The 16,972-nt window shown below is 69.8% G+C and carries 14 protein-coding genes; 7 read left to right on the top strand and 7 right to left on the bottom strand.

Translation table 11 applies throughout. From position 1 onward, the window contains the following. Window positions 1–78: 78 nt before the first annotated feature. The 3 genes from VRZ77_RS17700 to VRZ77_RS17690 form a co-directional block, all read right to left on the bottom strand. Window positions 79–231, bottom strand: a complete 153-nt coding sequence (locus VRZ77_RS17700; RefSeq protein WP_414593912.1) for a DUF3309 domain-containing protein — start codon at window positions 229–231, stop codon at window positions 79–81. 165 nt (window positions 232–396) lie between these two features. Next, on the bottom strand, window positions 397–2,223 hold the full coding sequence (locus tag VRZ77_RS17695; RefSeq protein ID WP_414593911.1) for an aminopeptidase P family protein: 1,827 nt from the start codon (window positions 2,221–2,223) through the stop codon (window positions 397–399). 33 nt (window positions 2,224–2,256) lie between these two features. After that, window positions 2,257–2,886 carry a LysE family translocator gene (locus VRZ77_RS17690; RefSeq protein ID WP_414593910.1) on the bottom strand — a complete coding sequence of 210 codons (630 nt, stop codon included), beginning with the start codon at window positions 2,884–2,886 and terminating at the stop codon, window positions 2,257–2,259. A gap of 90 nt (window positions 2,887–2,976) precedes the next feature. Here VRZ77_RS17690 and VRZ77_RS17685 point away from each other — a divergent pair, with 90 nt between their 5' ends. From VRZ77_RS17685 to VRZ77_RS17670, 4 genes are all read left to right on the top strand, one after another. Further along, entirely contained in the window at window positions 2,977–3,768 is a 792-nt protein-coding gene (locus VRZ77_RS17685; protein WP_414593909.1) for an ABC transporter substrate-binding protein, read from the top strand. Between the two features lie 92 nt (window positions 3,769–3,860). Next, window positions 3,861–6,368, top strand: coding sequence for an ATP-dependent helicase (locus tag VRZ77_RS17680; protein WP_414593908.1), 2,508 nt, complete (start codon window positions 3,861–3,863; stop codon window positions 6,366–6,368). Window positions 6,369–6,467: 99 nt separating this feature from the next. Further along, window positions 6,468–6,938: a DUF29 domain-containing protein gene (locus tag VRZ77_RS17675; RefSeq protein WP_414593907.1), complete on the top strand. Its 471-nt coding sequence runs from the start codon at window positions 6,468–6,470 to the stop codon at window positions 6,936–6,938. Window positions 6,939–7,003: 65 nt separating this feature from the next. Beyond that, window positions 7,004–7,927 carry a 50S ribosomal protein L11 methyltransferase gene (locus tag VRZ77_RS17670; RefSeq protein ID WP_414593906.1) on the top strand — a complete coding sequence of 308 codons (924 nt, stop codon included), beginning with the start codon at window positions 7,004–7,006 and terminating at the stop codon, window positions 7,925–7,927. 8 nt (window positions 7,928–7,935) lie between these two features. On the opposite strand, the gene VRZ77_RS17665 is transcribed toward VRZ77_RS17670, so the two are convergent. Together VRZ77_RS17665 and VRZ77_RS17660 are read right to left on the bottom strand one after the other, a co-directional pair. After that, window positions 7,936–8,154, bottom strand: a complete 219-nt coding sequence (locus tag VRZ77_RS17665; RefSeq protein WP_414593905.1) for a hypothetical protein — start codon at window positions 8,152–8,154, stop codon at window positions 7,936–7,938. Between the two features lie 147 nt (window positions 8,155–8,301). Further along, a complete protein-coding gene (locus VRZ77_RS17660; RefSeq protein ID WP_414593904.1) occupies window positions 8,302–8,814 on the bottom strand; it encodes a thioesterase family protein in 513 nt (170 codons plus the stop codon). A gap of 244 nt (window positions 8,815–9,058) precedes the next feature. On the opposite strand from VRZ77_RS17660, the gene VRZ77_RS17655 reads away from it, so the two are divergent. After that, window positions 9,059–10,474: an FAD-binding oxidoreductase gene (locus VRZ77_RS17655; RefSeq protein WP_414593903.1), complete on the top strand. Its 1,416-nt coding sequence runs from the start codon at window positions 9,059–9,061 to the stop codon at window positions 10,472–10,474. Window positions 10,475–10,611: 137 nt separating this feature from the next. Next, complete coding sequence (locus tag VRZ77_RS17650; RefSeq protein WP_414593902.1) at window positions 10,612–14,289, top strand: AsmA family protein; 3,678 nt, start codon at window positions 10,612–10,614, stop codon at window positions 14,287–14,289. A 28-nt stretch (window positions 14,290–14,317) separates the two neighbouring features. On the opposite strand, the gene serB is transcribed toward VRZ77_RS17650, so the two are convergent. Further along, window positions 14,318–15,211, bottom strand: a complete 894-nt coding sequence (serB, locus tag VRZ77_RS17645) for a phosphoserine phosphatase SerB (RefSeq protein WP_414593901.1) — start codon at window positions 15,209–15,211, stop codon at window positions 14,318–14,320. A gap of 65 nt (window positions 15,212–15,276) precedes the next feature. Here serB and miaA point away from each other — a divergent pair, with 65 nt between their 5' ends. Continuing rightward, window positions 15,277–16,197 carry a tRNA (adenosine(37)-N6)-dimethylallyltransferase MiaA gene (miaA, locus tag VRZ77_RS17640; RefSeq protein WP_414593900.1) on the top strand — a complete coding sequence of 307 codons (921 nt, stop codon included), beginning with the start codon at window positions 15,277–15,279 and terminating at the stop codon, window positions 16,195–16,197. Here the strand turns inward: miaA and VRZ77_RS17635 are convergent. Continuing rightward, window positions 16,161–16,972: sulfite oxidase heme-binding subunit YedZ (locus tag VRZ77_RS17635; RefSeq protein WP_414593899.1), on the bottom strand; the 812-nt coding region annotated here is incomplete at its 5' end. The two genes, miaA and VRZ77_RS17635, sit on opposite strands and share 37 nt — an antisense overlap.

The raw sequence follows: 16,972 nt of genomic DNA, 5'->3' as shown, positions 1-16,972 counted from the left end.
CAAGATCAGGCGTGAGACAAGAAAAAGGCGCGGGGCCGTCGCCGGCCGCCGCGCCCTTGGTCCTCATATCCGGCGCGATTACACGCGGCCGGTCAACATCATCACGATCAGAATCACCAGCAGGATGGTGACAATGCCGCTCGGGCCATAGCCCCAGCTGCGGCTATAGCCCCAGCTCGGCAGCGCGCCGATAAGAATCAGGACAAGAATAACGATAAGAATCGTGGTCATCTGAAGGTCTCCCAGCTTCCGATGTCGTCGGACTGCCAGGTAAACGCCGTGTATCCGCGATGGTTCCCGCGAACCGTCGCGCAAATGGCTCCGCGATCATCTGATGCGGCCGCTGCCTGCGGGCGGCGCTCGGTGCGAAGACGTGCGCGACGTCCCGAGGCGGCCTCACAGCGGCCGCGTCGCCTCGATCAGCCAGCTGCGATCGGCTTCATTCAGCAGTGGCGCAATCTCGGCACGCACCCGTGCATGATAGGTGTCGATCCAGGCGATCTCGTCGGGGTTAAGCAAGGTGAGGTCCAGCCCGCGCCGGTCGAAGGGCGCCAGCGTCAGGGTCTCGAAGCTGAGCAGCGGGCGCTCGGCTCCCGCAATCGCCGGGCCGTCGACCACGATTTCGAGGTTTTCCAGCCGGATGCCGTACGCGCCGGTCTTGTAGTAGCCGGGCTCGTTGGAGAGCACCATGCCGCGCTGGAGCGGCACGGTGCCGAGCTTGGAGATGCGCGCCGGCCCCTCATGTACCGAGAGATAAGCGCCGACGCCATGGCCGGTGCCGTGGTCGAAATCCAGCCCCGCCTCCCATAGCGAGCGGCGGGCAAACGGGTCGAGCTGCGCGCCGGTGGTGCCGGCCGGGAACACCGAGCGCTGGATCGCGATGTGCCCCTTCAGCACGCGGGTGAAGCGGTCGCGCATCTCGTCGCTCGGCGTGCCCACGGTGAGGGTGCGGGTGACGTCGGTGGTGCCGTCCTCATATTGCGCGCCGGAATCGATGACGAACAATTCGCCGGGATTGAGCGGGCGGTTGCTGGCCTCGCTCACGCGGTAATGCGGCAGCGCGCCATTCGGCCCGGCGCCGGCGATGGTGGGGAAGGAGATGTCCTTGAGCCGGCCGGTCTCGCGGCGGAAGCTCTCCAGCGCGCACACGCAGTCGATCTCGGTGAGGCCGCCATCATGGGCCTCGCGGTCGAACCAGGCGAGGAAGCGCGTCAACGCCGCGCCGTCGCGCAAATGGGCGGCGCGCATGCCGGCGAGTTCGGCGGCGTTCTTGGCGGCCTGCATCAGCGCGACCGGACTGGCACCCTTGGAAACCGTGCCGCCGGCCGCCTCGATCCGTGCGGCGAGCCGCGCCGGCGCGGTGGCCTGGTCGAGCCGGATAGTTGCGCCCCCGCTCGCGGCGAGTTCCACCGCGCGCTCCAGCAGCATCGGCTCGGCGATCTCGGCGATCTGCGCGAGCCCGTCGCGCGTGGCGTTGGAGAGTTTGCGCCCGTCGACGAACAGCGTCGGGCGCCCCTCGCGCGGCACCAGCGCCCAGGACAGCGGCAGCGGCGTGAAGGAGACGTCGCCGCCGCGAATGTTGAAGGTCCAGGCGACGCCGTGCGGGTCGGAAATCACCAGCGCGTCGAGCTTTTCGTCAGCCAGCGCGCTTTGCAGGCGCGTCAGCTTCTCCTGCGCCGTGGCGCCCGCGAGTTCCGGCGCGCGCAGGCTCACCGGGGCCTGCGGGGCGGCGGGGCGGTCGGCCCACACCGCGTCGATCGGATTGCCGTCGACCGCGACCAGCACCCCGCCGGCACCGGAGACCGCACGGCGCAGTCGCTCCAGCCCGTCGAGGGTGACGAGCCACGGGTCGTAGCCGAAATGCGCGCCGGCGGGCAGGTGGGTTTCCAGCCAGCGCTCGGGCGAGGTCTCGGCGAGCGGCACGACGCTATAGGCCGTGGGGTCGAGCTGGGCCGCGGCCTGCAGCGTGTAGCGGCCATCGACCACCAGCGCGGCTTCCTCGCGCAGCACCAGCGCGACGCCGGCCGAGCCGGTGAAGCCGGTCAGCCAGGCGAGGCGCTCGTCGCAGGGCGGCACATATTCGTTCTGGTGGGCGTCCGCGCGCGGCACGATGAAGCCATCGAGCCCGCGCCGCTCCAGCTCGGCGCGCAGCAGCTTGAGCCGGGCGGCGCCGAGGGCGGGGGCACTGGCATCGCCGAAGGTCTGGAATTTCGCGTCGAACATGGCAGGCACTCGATATGGCAAGGCGGAAAGGGTCTAGTTGCGCGCGGCGATGCCGCGGCCGGCGTCGACCAGCGACTTGGCACCGAAGGCGATGAACATCAGCCCGGTGATGCGGGTGATGATCAGCCCGTGGCGCTGGAACAGCCGGCGCACCGGCGCGAGCCCGGCCGCCCAGATCAGCACGATGTCGGCGGCGATGAAGCCGGCGATGGCCGAGGCGAGCAGGTACGGCGCGGCATCCCAGGAAAAGCTGGTGGCGTATTGCGCGGTCAGCGCGGTGAACATGGCGACCGACACCGGGTAGGCCTTGGGATTGGTGAGGCCGAACAGCACGCCGGTCATCAGCGGCCGGCTGGCGCCGACCGGGGCGAGATGCTCCTCGCGCGCCGTCACCGCCTTGTAACCGAGCCAGCACAGATAGAGGCCGCAGCCGATTCCCAGCATGTCGAACAGGGTGGGGCCGAGCTGGTTGACGCCGATGATCGCGGCGAAGGCCAGCGTTCCCCAGAAAATATCGCCGATGAGATGCCCGCTGATGAAACGCACCCCCGCTCCTCGTCCGCGCGAGGCGGACAGCGAGAAAAGCGCCAGAAAGGCAGGGCCCGGCAGCAGCACGTAAAGTGCGCCGGCGAGCGCCGTCATGAGGTAAATACCTGAGGTCATAATGGAAGTCCGGCTGGACGGGGGAACGCGATTGGCCCAGCATCGGAGCGAACGAACCACGCGTCAATCGCTGCCTTGTACGGAGACCCGATGACCCCGACATCGAGGCGCCTGTTCCTTGCGGGCGCATTCGCGCTCGCCTGCGCGGTTCCGTCCGCTGGACAGGCCGACGGGGTCCTGCGCGTGGGGACGGTGGTCAATAACGAGCCGTGGGAGTTCACGGACCCGCAGGGCCGGCTCGCGGGATTCGACATCGACCTGATGATGGAGATCGGCCGCCGGCTGGGGATGAAGGTCGAGTTCGACATCATGCCGTTCCGCGATCTGTTCGGGGCGCTGGAGCGGGGGCAGATCGAGGCGGCGATCTGCTCGATCACCGTGACCCCGGAACGGGCGAGCCGCTTCGATTTCTCGCAGCCCTTCTACCGCACCTCACAGGGCGTTGTAGTGATGCGCGGTTCCGGCATCCGCTCCCTGCACGAGCTGAAAGGGCGCAGCATCGGGGTCGAGCCCGGCACCACCAATGAGGAATGGGTGAAGGCGAATGCCCGCACTTTCGGCTTCGGCGCGATCAGCTATTCCACCGGCGTCAATGAAGGGTTGCGGCAGCTCCAGGCCGGCGAGATCGCCGCCTATTTCGGCGACCTCCCGGTGCTGATCTATCAATTGCTCAAGCGCCGCGACCTCGCGGTGATCGAGCGCCTGCCGACCCAAGATCTCTATGCGGTGATGTTGCCCAAGGGCTCGCCGCTCACCGAGCGCATCGATCTCGCCATTGCCGCGCTCAAGAAAGATGGCCGGATGGCGGAGATCCATCGCAAATGGTTCGGCCAGCCGCCGGAACCCGGCTCGCCGAGTGCGGTCCCGATGCGCCGGCCCTGACGGGGCGCTTTTTCCGCCAGACTGTGCAAAAACCGCCCGGTCTCGCCAAATCGGCATGGCGATGCCATTTTGTTCTCATAATGAATCAGCCGATGAAACCGAGCGGGCCTGTGGCCGACCCTGAGCAAACGCCGCGCGACGACGCGTCCGACATCCCCTTTGACCTGCCGGCGCGCGCCGGGCGGGAGACGCCCTCTGCGCCGTCCTCCGGCGGTGGGACCGATTACGTGCCCAAGGCCGGCGGCATCGCGGCCCGCGCCCGCGCCATGGCCGCGCCGGGCGGCGGCACGGGACGTGGCGTCTATCTCGACGGGCTGAACCCCGAGCAGCGCGCGGCGGTGGAGGCGACGGAAGGCCCGGTTCTGGTGCTCGCCGGCGCCGGCACCGGCAAGACCCGCGTGCTCACCACCCGCATCGCCCATATCCTGTCGCTCGGCCTCGCCTGGCCCTCGCAGATTCTCGCGGTGACCTTCACCAACAAGGCCGCGCGCGAGATGAAGGAGCGCATCGGCTCGATCGTCGGCGAGCAGGTGGAGGGCATGCCGTGGCTCGGCACCTTCCACTCCATCGGCGTGCGCATGCTGCGCCGCCACGCCGAGCTGGTCGGGCTGAAATCCGGCTTCACCATTCTCGACACCGATGACCAGATCCGGCTGCTGAAGCAGCTCCTGCAGGCCGAGAACATCGACGAGAAGCGCTGGCCGGCGCGGCTGCTCGCCAACACCATCGACGGCTGGAAGAATCGCGGCCTCACGCCCTCGCAGGTCTCGGCCGGCGAGGGCGCCGCCTTCGCGAACGGGCGTGGGCAAAAACTCTATGCCGCCTATCAGGCCCGGCTCAAGGCGCTGAACGCGGTGGATTTCGGCGACCTGCTGCTGGAGGGCATCCGGCTGCTGCGCGAGAACCCGGACGTGCTCGCCGAATATCACACGCGCTTCCGCTACATTCTGGTCGACGAGTATCAGGACACGAATGTGGCGCAGTATCTCTGGCTGCGCCTGCTGGCGCAGGGCTCGCGCAATGTGTGCTGCGTCGGCGACGACGACCAGTCGATCTATGGCTGGCGCGGCGCCGAGGTCGACAACATCCTGCGCTTCGAGAGCGACTTCCCCGGCGCCACGGTGATCCGGCTGGAGCGCAACTACCGCTCCACCGGGCACATTCTCGGCGCCGCCGCGCATCTGATCGCCCATAATGAGGGCCGGCTCGGCAAGACCCTGTTCTCGGAAGGCGAGCCCGGTGAGAAGGTCACGGTGACCGGCGCCTGGGACAGCCAGGAAGAGGCCCGCGCCATAGGCGAGGAGATCGAGGATTTGCAGCGGGGCGGACAGGCGCTCTCGCAGGTCGCGATCCTGGTGCGCGCCTCGTTCCAGATGCGCGAATTCGAAGACCGTTTCGTCACGCTCGGGCTGAACTACCGCGTCATTGGCGGTCCGCGCTTCTATGAGCGCGCGGAAATCCGCGACGCGCTGGCCTATCTGCGCGTCATCGCCTCGCCCGCCGACGACCTCGCCTTCGAGCGCATCGTCAATGTGCCCAAGCGCGGGCTGGGCGACGCGGCGCTGCGCCAGATCCATGACCACGCCCGCGCGGCCGGCGTGCCGCTGGTCGAGGCCGCGCGCGATCTGGTGAACAGCGAGGAGCTGAAGCCGAAGGTGCGGCTCACCTTGCGCGATCTGGTCGGCTCCTTCGATCGCTGGCGCCAGCAGATGGCGAGCCTGCCGCATCACGAACTCGCCGAGATCGTGCTCGACGAGAGCGGCTATACCGAGATGTGGCAGAAGGACCGTTCGGCGGACGCCGCCGGCCGGCTGGAGAACCTGAAGGAACTCGTGCGCTCCATGGAGCCGTTCGAGAACCTGATCGGCTTCCTCGAACATATTTCGCTGGTGATGGATGCCGAGGGTGCCGCCGGGCAGGATGCGGTCAACATCATGACACTGCATTCCGCCAAGGGGCTGGAATTCGAGACCGTGTTCCTGCCGGGCTGGGAAGAGGGCCTGTTCCCGCACCAGCGCGCGCTGGACGAGCAGGGCCGCGCCGGGCTGGAGGAGGAGCGCCGCCTCGCCTATGTCGGCGTCACCCGCGCCCGCCACCGCGCCAAGGTGTTCTTCGCGTCCAACCGGCGCATTCACGGCATGTGGCAGTCCAGCGTGCCGAGCCGTTTCCTCGACGAGTTGCCGGAAGCCCATGTCGAGGTGACCGAATCGCGCGGCGGCCATGGCTGGGGCGGCGGGCAGGCCGGGCGCTATGGCTACGGCCCCAGCCGCTTCGACAAGGCCGAGACCTTCGGCTCCTCCTACTCCACCCCCGGCTGGCAGCGCGCGCAACAGAGCAAGCGCGAGGGCCAGTTCGGCGGCTTTTCGGAAAATGCCGGGCGCTACAACCCGGCGACCTCCCGTGGGGCGGGCCGGGTGATCGAGGGCGAGCTCATCGCCAAGTCGACCGGCGCGCCATCCGCCTTCCCGCTCGGCGCGCGGGTGTTCCACCAGAAGTTCGGCTATGGCGAGGTGGTGGCGGTGGAGGGCAACAAGCTCACCGTCCAGTTCGACAAGGCTGGCGAGAAAAAGGTGGTCGACAGCTTCGTCCAGGCGGCGTGACGGGCGCGGGTGCCCCCATATGCCTTGCCGCTGGGCGCGATCTGTGTTGCGCTGATCCGCCCATAGGGGGCGAGCCTCTTCTCCAGCGGGGAGCGAGCCATGAACCGTCATCACCGGCCATCGAGCGCGGCACCCGGAGCGGCCGGGCCGGCCTATGAGCGCGATTTCCATGGCTGGGCGATGGAGCAGGCCAAGCGCATCCGCGAGGGGGTATTCGAGGCGCTCGACCGGGAAAATCTCGCCGAGGAGATCGAGAGCTTGGGCAACGAGCAGTTCAGCAAGCTGGAAAGTGCCTACCGTGTGCTGCTCATGCACATGCTGAAATGGGATATCCAACCCGAAAAACGAACCCGCAGCTGGAGCCTGACGATTGCTGAACAACGCAACCGTGCCCGGCGCCTTCTCCTGAAGAACCCGTCGTTGAAGTCCCGGCAGGAAGAGGCTTTCGCCGATGCGTATGAAGATGCGCGCATCGCAGCCGCCCGCGAGACCGAACTCGATCTCGCGCTCTTCCCCGACACCAACCCCTACTCCCTCGACGACATCATGGACCGCCCCTTCGAGCTGTGAAGCGCTCTGGCCTTTCCGCGCGTGCTTGCGTACACAGCGCGCATCCTGTTGCCGGAGGCCCCGCCATGCTCGAAGGACTGCCGCCGAACGGCGCGACGCATATCATGCGTGTCGGCGTCGCCGAGAGCGAGGCGCTCTCCATCGCCGAGTTCATCGGCGAGACCTTCGATCCGGCCGAGGTCGCCACCAGCGCGTTCGAGATCGAGAACCGGGCCGAGGGCTCGGCCTGGGCGATCGAGATCTATTTCGCCGAGGCGCCGGACGAAGACGGCGTTCGCGAGCTGATCGCCCTCGTCTCGCCGCAGGCGGCGGAAGAAGCGGTGTTCTCGACGCTCGACAAGAAGGATTGGGTCGCCGCCTCGCTGGAAGGGCTGGCCCCCGTCGAGGTCGGCCCGTTCGTGGTGCACGGCTCGCATGATCGCGGCCGCTTCACGGCCAACCGCATCGACATCGAGATTGAAGCCGCGCTCGCCTTCGGCACCGGCCATCACGGCACCACCAAGGGCTGCCTCGCCGCCATCGCGGCGTTCGGCAAGCGGCGGCGCCCGGCGCGCACGCTCGATGTCGGCACCGGCACCGGCGTGCTGGCCATGGCGGCCGCGCGGCGGTTCCACCGCCCGATCCTCGCCAGCGATATCGACCGGGTGGCGGTGGCGACGGCGCGGGAGAACGCGCGCGCCAACCGTGCCGCGCCGGAAATCACGTTCCTGCACGCGCCGGGCCTGTCCGCGAGCGATTTCGCCGCCCGCGGGCCCTATGACCTGATCCTGGCGAATATCCTGCTGGCGCCGCTCAAGAGCATCGCGCGCGGCCTGCGCCCGCTGCTCGCGCCGGGCGGCACGCTGGTGCTCTCGGGGCTTCTGCCCTCGCACGCGAACGCGGCGCTTGCCGCCTATCGCGCGCAGGGTCTTCACCTCGTGCGCCGACGCACCATCGAGGGCTGGACCACGCTGGAACTCAGCGCCGATGCCGGGCGTCCGAAGGGCTGAGCCGTCGGTCAGCCGGCGCGGTTCTGCTCGCCGAACAGGTCCTTCAGCACCGGCGAGTCCGGGTTGAAGCCGAGATGCTGATAGCGGGCCATTTCACGCTCCACTTCCGCGAAGCGCGCGGCGATCACACGGTCGAGGAAGCGGCCCCAGAAACCGCGTGAGGGCGCGGCCGCGCGAGCGGTCGAGGTGGGGGCGAGATGGGTCGGGGCAAAAAAAGCGGTTGCCATAAGGTGTCTCCTGCACATGGAGCGACGTTTCTATGTGCGAAAACATAGACTTTTTGCGCTGCACAAGAAGAGGGACATGTTCATGGCTGGCCCGCGCCTGTCGCATGCGCGCGCCAGAGGCTCCGTCGTCGCGGAGCGTTCAGCCGGTCAGGACAGCCTGATCGGCATGTTCACCGGGCGACCGAGCCCGTCGGGCACCGGTAGCGCGCCGTGAGCGGCCTTCATCAGCGCCAGCCGCTCCAGCACCTCGTCCGGAAATGGCGAGGGGCGCCGCGTGCGCATGTCGATATGCTGGGCGATCTGCTCGCAGGTGGCCGCGGTCCAGCCCTCGCGGGCGTGGTGCATTTCCTGGAACAGATGCATGCGCCGGTCGTCGTAATTGATCAGGCGGAGCGTGACCCGCACCTCCTGCCCGGCGCGCAGCTCGCGCATGAAGCGCTGATGGGCTTCGGTCGTGAAGAAGGAGGCGCTGCGCGTCTCCTCCAGATGCGGGCCGAGGCCCACCAGAAACACCGCCTCGTCGACCGCGCGGTCGAACAGAAGGCCATAATAAGCCGAATTGAGCTGCCCGTTATAATCGACCCAGGTCGGCTCGACCGTCATGACGGACGAGACGAAAGGGGCGAAAAACACGGGCTCGAAGTCGATCCCGTCCAACATGACACCGTTCCCGCCGTTTATGAGCGCGAGACCCGCGCTGCCTTATTGAAAAGCATTGTGCCGACTTTCCGTGCAGTCGTCACCTGGCCTGATGGCCTTTGAATGACGAAAATCTTGCGAGAACGGGGTTTTTGTGCCCCCGAATCGCCCTTGTCGGCAGCACAGCGGTCTCGCCGGCCCGTCCGATAAGGTGTAAGCGGTCGTCAAACACCCGGCGGCGGGCCGGTTTGCGCAGGAGGAAGGCATGGCTGAACAGGTGGCGGAGCGGATACGCACGGGTGGCGAGGTCGAGGCGGTCGCGCAAGTAATCGCCAGTCTGGCCAAGCATTTCGGCGACCGGCTCGTCACCGGGCGCGCGGTGCGCGAGCAGCATGCCAACAGCGTCACCTGGCTGCCCAACGAGGCGCCGGATGCGGTGGTGTTCGCCGAGAGCACGCAGGATGTTCAAATCACCGTGCGCGCCTGCGCCGAACATGGCGTTCCGGTGGTCGCTTTCGGCACCGGCTCCTCGCTGGAAGGCCAGATCAACGCCCCCGAGGGCGGCATCTCCATCGACCTGTCGCGGATGAACCGCGTGCTGGCGGTGAACACCGAGGACCTCGACTGCGTGATCGAGCCCGGCGTGACCCGCAAGCAGCTCAACGAGCACCTGCGCGATGCCGGCCTGTTCTTTCCCATCGACCCCGGCGCCGACGCCTCGCTCGGCGGCATGGCGTCGACCCGTGCTTCCGGCACCAATGCGGTGCGCTACGGCACGATGAAGGACAATGTGATCGCCATGACCGTGGTGCTCGCCAATGGCGAGGTCATCTCCACCGGCTCGCGCGCCCGCAAGTCGTCCTCGGGCTATGACCTCACCCGCCTGTTCGTCGGCGCCGAGGGCACGCTCGGCATCATCACCGAGCTGACGCTCAAGCTGTCGGGCATTCCAGAGGCGATCTCGGCGGGCGTCTGCGCCTTCCCCACCATCCGCTCGGCCTGCGACGCGGTGATCCTCACCATCCAGTCCGGCCTGCCGGTGGCGCGCATTGAATTGCTGGACGAGGTGCAGGTGAAGGCCTGCAATGCCTATTCCAAGCTCGACCTTGCCGAGCAGCCGACGCTGTTCGTGGAGTTCCACGGCACCGAGGCCGGGGTTGCCGAACAGGCGGCGCGCTTCGGCGAGATTGCCGCGGAATATGGCGGCGGCCCCTTCGTCTGGGCGACCCGGCCCGAGGAGCGCTCGAAGCTGTGGCAGGCGCGCCATGATGCCTATTGGGCCAGCCTGCCGCTGCGCCCCGGCGCGCGCGCCATCGCCACCGATGTCTGCGTGCCGATCTCGCGCCTCGCCGAATGCGTCGACGAGACCAAGCGCGACATCGAGGAAATGGGCCTGATCGCCCCGATCGTCGGCCATGTCGGCGACGGCAATTTCCACACGGTGACGCTGGTCGACATGGAAGACCCGCAGGACATCGCCCGGGTGAAGGATTTCATGTCGCGCATGGTCAAGCGCGCGCTGGCGATGGGCGGCACCGCCACCGGTGAGCATGGCGTCGGGCAGGGCAAGCGCAAATATATGGAGGCCGAGCACGGCACCGCCGCGCTGGACGCCATGCGCGCCATCAAGGCGGCGCTGGACCCGAAGGGCATCTTCAATCCCGGCAAGATCCTGCCCTGACCTGAACCGTCCGCCGCACGGCGCGCGGCGACGTTTTTGCACGCAAAGTCGGTTTATGATCTAGGGAAGAGAGGTCCGCCGGCATCTCCCGTGCCGGCGGGTCGAGCGTGAGTGCCGGACGACCCCGGAGGACAGGCGTGCAGAACTTTCTGCTCACGATCGCAAGCGTCGTGATCCTGGCGATCGCCGCCGCCTTCGCGGCGCCGTTCCTCATCGATTGGACGCAGTTCCGTTCGGTGATCGAGGAGCAGGCGAGCGCGCGGATCGGCGTGCCGGTGACGATCGGCGGGGCGATCGACGTCCAGCTGCTGCCCGCGCCCAAGCTGCTGCTGCAACAGGTCTCGGTCGGGGCGCCGGGCGCGGCGACGCAGCTCTCGGTCGGCGAATTGCGCGGCGATTTCTCGCTTGGCGAACTCATGCGCGGACGCTTCGTCGCCGAGCGGCTGACGCTGGCGCGGCCAGCCCTGAGCCTCGACCTCGACGATCTTCGCCGGCTCGCCGCCGGCCGTGACGCTGCCGCTTTCTCCATCGCAGCGCTGGTCATCGAAGATGGCGCGCTGGAGCTGCGCGACCGGGCGAGCGGGCACACGCTGCGCGTCGCGGGGGCCGATCTGACCGGCGATCTCGGCAGCCTGCGCGGCCCGCTCAAGCTGGAGGGTGAGATTGGCAGTGGCGGTGCCCAGCGCCGGTTGCGGCTCGCCATGGCGGGGCTGGAGACCGACGGCAGCACCAGGCTGCGCGCTACCGTGCAGTCGCTCGACACCCCGATGTCGTTCGACGTCGACGGCGTGCTGCGCATCGCCGGTCCCGCGCCCTCCTTCGAAGGCAAGGCCTCGCTCTCCCTGCAGCCGCGCGAGGCGCCGGCGCTGCGCGGCGTCGCCGGCACGCCCGCCGCCGGCTGGAGCCTGTCCGCCACGGTGGCGGCCACGCCCGAGCTGGTGGAGGCGCGCGAGCTGGCCCTGCGCCTTGGCGCCAGTGAACGCCCGGTTGAGCTCAACGGCAAGGCCCGGCTCATACGGCCGCTGGAGCTCGGCGCCGGCTCGCGGCTGGAACTGGCATTGGCCGCGCGCCAGCTCGATCTTTCCGCCGCGACCGGCAATGCCGCCCCGCTGGCCGCGCTCAACGCGGTGGCCGCCACCCTCGCGCCGCTGTCGCGCGTCGCCGCCACGGGCACGCTGGATTTTTCCAGCGATACCGTGCTGCTCGCGGGCGCAGCGATGCGCGAGGTCAAGGCCGGGCTGGACTGGAGCGCGGAGGGCTGGAGCGCCCGCGCGCTGGAAGCCCGGCTGCCGGGTCGCGCCGGCATCAAGCTCGCCGGCGCGCTGCCGGGCACGCGCGGCACGCGGGCGGGCGACGAATTGTTCGCCGGGACGGTCGACCTCACCGCCGAGGACCTCGCCGCCTTCGCCGCCTGGGCCGCGCCGGAAGCGCCGGCACTTCTGGCCGGTTTGCCCGCCGGATCGGCGCGGCTGACCGGCGGCATCGCCATCGGGCCCGAGCGCGTGGCGTTCGACGCGGCGACCCTCTCCGTCGGCACCATGACGCTGACCGGCGGCGGTGCCTATGCCTTCCCGCCCGGCGAGCGGGGCAAGGTGGAGGCGACGCTCGCGGCCGAGGGCGTCGACCTCGACCCGCTGCTGGTCCCGGTGCGCCGCCTGCTGGCCATGAGCGGCGAAAAGCTCGATGTCGCGCTCGGTTTCAAGGGTCGCCGCGTGCGTCTCGCGGGCGTCGATGCCGGCCAGATCGACCTCGCACTCGCCACCGCGCCGGAAGGGCTCTCGATCCAGCGCCTCGCGCTCGACGATTTCGGGGGGCTCGACGTCACCGGCTCCGGGCTCCTGGTCTCGCCCGAGGCCGGCCATGCCGCCAGTGCGGATGGGCGCTTCGAGGCGCGCCTCGCCGGCACGAAGGCCGACGGATTGCCGGCGCTGGCGCGCACCTTCGGTCTGGCGCGAATCGAGGAACTGGTGGCCCGGCTCGGCCCCACTCTGGCGCCGGTCGATGTCGGGCTGACGCTTTCCGCCGACAAGGGCGTGCTCGATCTCGATGCGCGCGGCCGGCTCGGCATGATCGAAGGGTCAGCCACCGCGACATTCGGGGGAGGGCGCGAGCTTTCCGGCACGGTCGGGCTCAATATCGATGATGGCAGTGCGTTGCTCGCGCGGCTCGGCCTCACCGCGCTGCGCCCGAAGCTCGGCCCGGCCCGGCTCGATGCGACGCTGAACCGCCAGTTCGAGGGCGAATTGCTGTTCGCGGGTGCCGAGTTGACCGCGCGCGGCGGTTTTTCCTTCGACGAGGTGGGACGGCTCCAGCCCGATGTTTCCCTAAAGCTCGACGGCGCCGACCTGTCGCGGCTGTTTCCCGCGCTGGCGCAGGGCGGCATCGCCAGCCTGCCGGCGAGCCTTCAGGGCGCGCTCGGCCGCGATGGCGCGAGCTGGCGGGTCGAGGGGCTGACCGGCACGGTGGGCGGGCAGAAGATCGACGGCCGCGCCGCCTATCTGCCGGGCGAGGCGCAGCCGATCGACGCCGAGCTGAGCCTCGATCGCTGGAGCCTGCCGACCGCGCTGGCACTGGTCTCGGGCACCCCGGCGCCGGGTTCAGGCGCTGGATGGCCCGATGGCGTCTTCGGCCGCGCCCCGCTGGCGGCGCTTAGCGCGACGGTGCGGCTGGAGGTCGCCACTCTCGACCTGCCAGCGGGCCTCGCCATCGATGGCGCGAAGCTGCGCCTGCGCCTCTCCGACGGCGCCGCCACTATCGAGGAAATCACCGGCTCGCTGGCCGGTGGGCGTCTTGCCGGACGCTTCGACCTGCGCCGGCGCGGCGAACTCGCCCAGATCGACGGCCATCTGGCGCTGAACGATGCCGACATCGCGCAGCTCGCGCGCGCGGCCGGCGCGGCGCGGCCGGGGGTGAGCGGGCGGACGACGGTCAATCTCGACGCCTCCGGCGCCGGGCGCTCGCCGCGCGCCATCGCCGCCGCGCTGTCGGGTCAGGGTAGCCTCACTGTGAGCGGGCTGGAAATCGCCGGCGCCGATCCCGAGGCGCTGGCCTATGCGATGCGCGCCACCGAGGCCGGCCTGCCGCCGGACGAAGCCCGTATCACCGCCGTGCTGGAGGAAGGGCTGGCGCGCGGTCCGCTGAAGCTGGCGCAGGGCGAGAGCGCGCTCGGGCTGGTCGGCGGCGTGGTGCGTTCCGGCTCTGCCCGGTTCTCCGAAGGCACGCGGCGCTTCGCGCTTTCCGGCGCGCTCGACCTGCCTCAGCTTGCCTTCGAGGCGACGCTGGAGATGGAGGACCCGGCGGCCGGTCCGCAGGCCGCGATGCCGGCCGCGGCGCTGGTCTGGCGCGGCCCGCTCGACGCGCCCGCGCGCCGGGTCGACGTGACCGGCCTGAGCGCGGCGATCAACATGCGGGCGCTCGAGCGCGAGACCCGCCGGCTGGAGGAGGAATTTCGCCGCCAGCCTCCCGTGCAGCAGCCGCCGGTGCAGCAGACGCCTGCCCAATCGGCGCCTGCCCAGCCGGCGCCTGCCACGGCTCCCACAGTTGCTGTACCGGTGCCGAAGCCGGCCCCGACACCCTTCACCATGCGCCCGCGCGATGTCGCGCCCCGGCCTGCGCCGCTGCGCGCGGGCGAGGTGCGTTCCTCGCCGCTGCCACCGCCCATGTCGCTCCAGCCGCCCACGACCGATCGTGGTGCGGGAGCCCCCTATGGCGGCGCGCAAGCCGCGCCTCAGGCCGCGCCCGCGCTGCCGCCGCCGATCGACATTCCCGTCGATGTGCTGCGCAGCCCGATCATGGCGCCCCCGCTCGCGCCGTAAGGCGCCAGCCGGATGTTGCCGTGCGCGCTCAGGCGGTGACGAAGTCCGCGCGCGAATAGCCCTGAAGGTAGAGCAGGGCGGTGAGGTCGCCATGGTCGATGCGCACCTGCGCGCTCGCGGCAACCTGCGGCTTGGCGTGATAGGCGACGCCCAATCCCGCCGCCCCGATCATGGCGAGGTCGTTGGCGCCGTCGCCTACAGCCAGCGTCTCGTCTTCCGAGAGCCCGAGTTCCGCCCGCAGCTCTTCCAGCGCCGCGAGCTTGGCCTCGCGGCCGAGGATCGGCTCCTCGACCTGGCCGGAGAAACGCTCGCCCTCGGTCACCAGCACATTGGCGCGGTGGGCGTCGAAGCCGATCGTCGCCGCCACCCGGCTGGTGAAGAGCGTGAAGCCGCCGGAGACCAGCAGCGTGCGCGCGCCGTTCGCCCGCATGGTGCGCACCAGTTCCGTGCCGCCGGGGGTGAGGCGGATGCGCTCGGCTATCACCGCGTCAACCACGGAGAGGGGCAGGCCCTTGAGCAGCGCCACGCGCTCGCGCAGCGCCGGCTCGAACGCGATCTCCCCGCGCATGGCCCGCTCGGTGATGGCGGAGACATGCGCCTTCATGCCGGCATGGTCCGCCAGCTCGTCGATGCATTCCTGCCCGATCATGGTGGAGTCCATGTCGGCGAGAAACAGCTTCTTGCGGCGCCCCGTGGCCGGCAGCAGCGCGATGTCGAGCGGCAGATGCGCCACCATCGCCCGCAGCACCTCGATATTGGCGCCACCGTCGAAGCCGATCTCGGCGGCGATGCCCTCGTCCAGCGTGCGGACCTCGCCCGCGCCCGGCAGCAGCGCGCGGATCGCGGCGACCAGTTCCGGGCTGATCACCGGCCGCGCCGGGTTGGAAATCAGGACGGCGACGTGGGAAGTCTTGTGCGACATGGTAAGGCTCGGGCGGCTGCGCCGCGCAAGGCGGGCGGGCTGGAACAGGCAAGGACGGATTTCGCGTGAACAGGACCTCCCGCCCGCGCGCGGTGCTTATCGCAGGGCCAACCGCGAGCGGCAAGTCGGCGCTGGCGCTGGCGCTCGCCGAACGCATTGGCGGGGTGGTGATCAATGCCGACTCCATGCAGGTCTATCGCGACCTGCGCGTGCTCTCCGCACGGCCGAGCGCGGAGGAGGAGGCCCGCGCGCCGCATGCGCTCTACGGCCATGTCGACGGGGCGGACGAGTATTCCGTGGCGCACTGGGTGGAGGACGCGCGCCGCGCGCTGGGAGAGGCCGAGGCGGCCGGGCGGCTGCCGATCTTCATCGGCGGTACCGGGCTGTATTTCAAGGCGCTGACGCAGGGGTTGGCGCGGGTGCCGGCGATCCCCGAGGAGGTGCGCGAGCGGGTGCGGACCAGCGGCCTCGACGCCGCCGCGCTGCATGAGCGCCTGAGCGCCGTCGATCCCGAGACCGCCGCGCGGCTGCGCCCCTCCGACACGCAGCGCCTGATGCGGGCGCTCGAAGTGTTCGAGGCCACCGGCCGGCCGCTGGCGCGCTGGCAGGAGGACGAGGGCTCGGCCCCGGTGCTGGCGGCGGGCGATGCGCTCTGCCTATTTCTCGCCACCGACCGCACCGCGTTGCGCGCCGCCATCGGTCGCCGCTTCCACCTGATGATCGAGGCGGGGGCGCTCGACGAAGTGCGGGCGCTTGACGCGCGCGGCTTGCCGGCCGACCGCACCATTCTGAAGGCGCATGGCGTGCCGTGGCTGCGCCGGCATCTGGCCGGCGAGGTGACGCTGGAGGAGGCAATAGAGGGCGGCATCACCGACACTCGCCGCTACGCCAAGCGGCAGGACACCTGGTTCCGCCACCAGCTTGAAGGCTGGCGCGCGCTCAGCCCCGCTCAGGCGGCCGACGAACTGGCCCGGCTGGTGCTCTGAGCCCGGCCGGCGCGGCGAGCGGGCAGCGGGCGCAGCCGGAGCAGGATCTCGCTGGCGAGCGCGATGGCGATACCGGTGCCGAACACCCACCAGGCCGGGCGGATCGAATAGGAGAAGGCGAGGTTGGCGTTCAGCACCCGCCACGGGTCGATGCCGGTGGCGGCGAGATACCAGCCGGCCTCGACCAGCGCGGTGGACGTCCCCGAGGCGACCGCCACGACCACCATCGCCACCAGCCCGGTTCCGTGTTGGAACCGTTGCGCGATCCGCCAGTAGATCAGCCACAGGAACAGGCCGGTCATCAGCGTCGGCTCGGTCACGTCGAGCTTCTGCTGCATGTAGAAGTGCAGCAGGCCGAGCGCGGTGATCGGGTAGACCAGCATGTGGATCTGGTTCCAGCGCGCGGAACCCAGCCGCTGCACCGCCCCGTCCCACGAAGTGGCGGACAGCACCAATAGGCCGATCAGGGCGACGAAACCAATGGTGAGATAGATGCGCAGCACGATCTCGCGTACCACCATGCCGAGATCGCCGATATCTGCGACATAGAAGCCGACATGCAGCACCACATAGAACGCCGCGCCGAGGCCGAGCGTGCGGCGCGCGGCGAGGAGGCGCGGCCAGTTGAACAGCCGCCGCGCCGGTGTGATGGCGAGCGTGACCAGCAGGAGGCGGATCGACCATTCGCCGATATAGCGGATCGCCTCCACCAGCGGGCGCGCGGCGAGCGCCGGATCGGCCCCGAGCGCGCCGCCCCCAAGCGCGGCGCCACCAC

Source organism: Ancylobacter sp. G4_0304 (genome assembly GCF_047501495.1).
Lineage (GTDB): Bacteria > Pseudomonadota > Alphaproteobacteria > Rhizobiales > Xanthobacteraceae > Ancylobacter.
Note: the sequence above shows the minus strand (reverse complement) of the source record. Positions and strands in the feature narration are given on the sequence as shown.

Coding starts and splice junctions, on each gene's coding strand:
- VRZ77_RS17700 (WP_414593912.1), bottom strand. CDS start 231: ATGACCACGATTCTTATCGTTATTCTTGTCCTGATTCTTATCGGCGCG.
- VRZ77_RS17695 (WP_414593911.1), bottom strand. CDS start 2,223: ATGTTCGACGCGAAATTCCAGACCTTCGGCGATGCCAGTGCCCCCGCC.
- VRZ77_RS17690 (WP_414593910.1), bottom strand. CDS start 2,886: ATGACCTCAGGTATTTACCTCATGACGGCGCTCGCCGGCGCACTTTAC.
- VRZ77_RS17685 (WP_414593909.1), top strand. CDS start 2,977: ATGACCCCGACATCGAGGCGCCTGTTCCTTGCGGGCGCATTCGCGCTC.
- VRZ77_RS17680 (WP_414593908.1), top strand. CDS start 3,861: ATGAAACCGAGCGGGCCTGTGGCCGACCCTGAGCAAACGCCGCGCGAC.
- VRZ77_RS17675 (WP_414593907.1), top strand. CDS start 6,468: ATGAACCGTCATCACCGGCCATCGAGCGCGGCACCCGGAGCGGCCGGG.
- VRZ77_RS17670 (WP_414593906.1), top strand. CDS start 7,004: ATGCTCGAAGGACTGCCGCCGAACGGCGCGACGCATATCATGCGTGTC.
- VRZ77_RS17665 (WP_414593905.1), bottom strand. CDS start 8,154: ATGGCAACCGCTTTTTTTGCCCCGACCCATCTCGCCCCCACCTCGACC.
- VRZ77_RS17660 (WP_414593904.1), bottom strand. CDS start 8,814: ATGTTGGACGGGATCGACTTCGAGCCCGTGTTTTTCGCCCCTTTCGTC.
- VRZ77_RS17655 (WP_414593903.1), top strand. CDS start 9,059: ATGGCTGAACAGGTGGCGGAGCGGATACGCACGGGTGGCGAGGTCGAG.
- serB (WP_414593901.1), bottom strand. CDS start 15,211: ATGTCGCACAAGACTTCCCACGTCGCCGTCCTGATTTCCAACCCGGCG.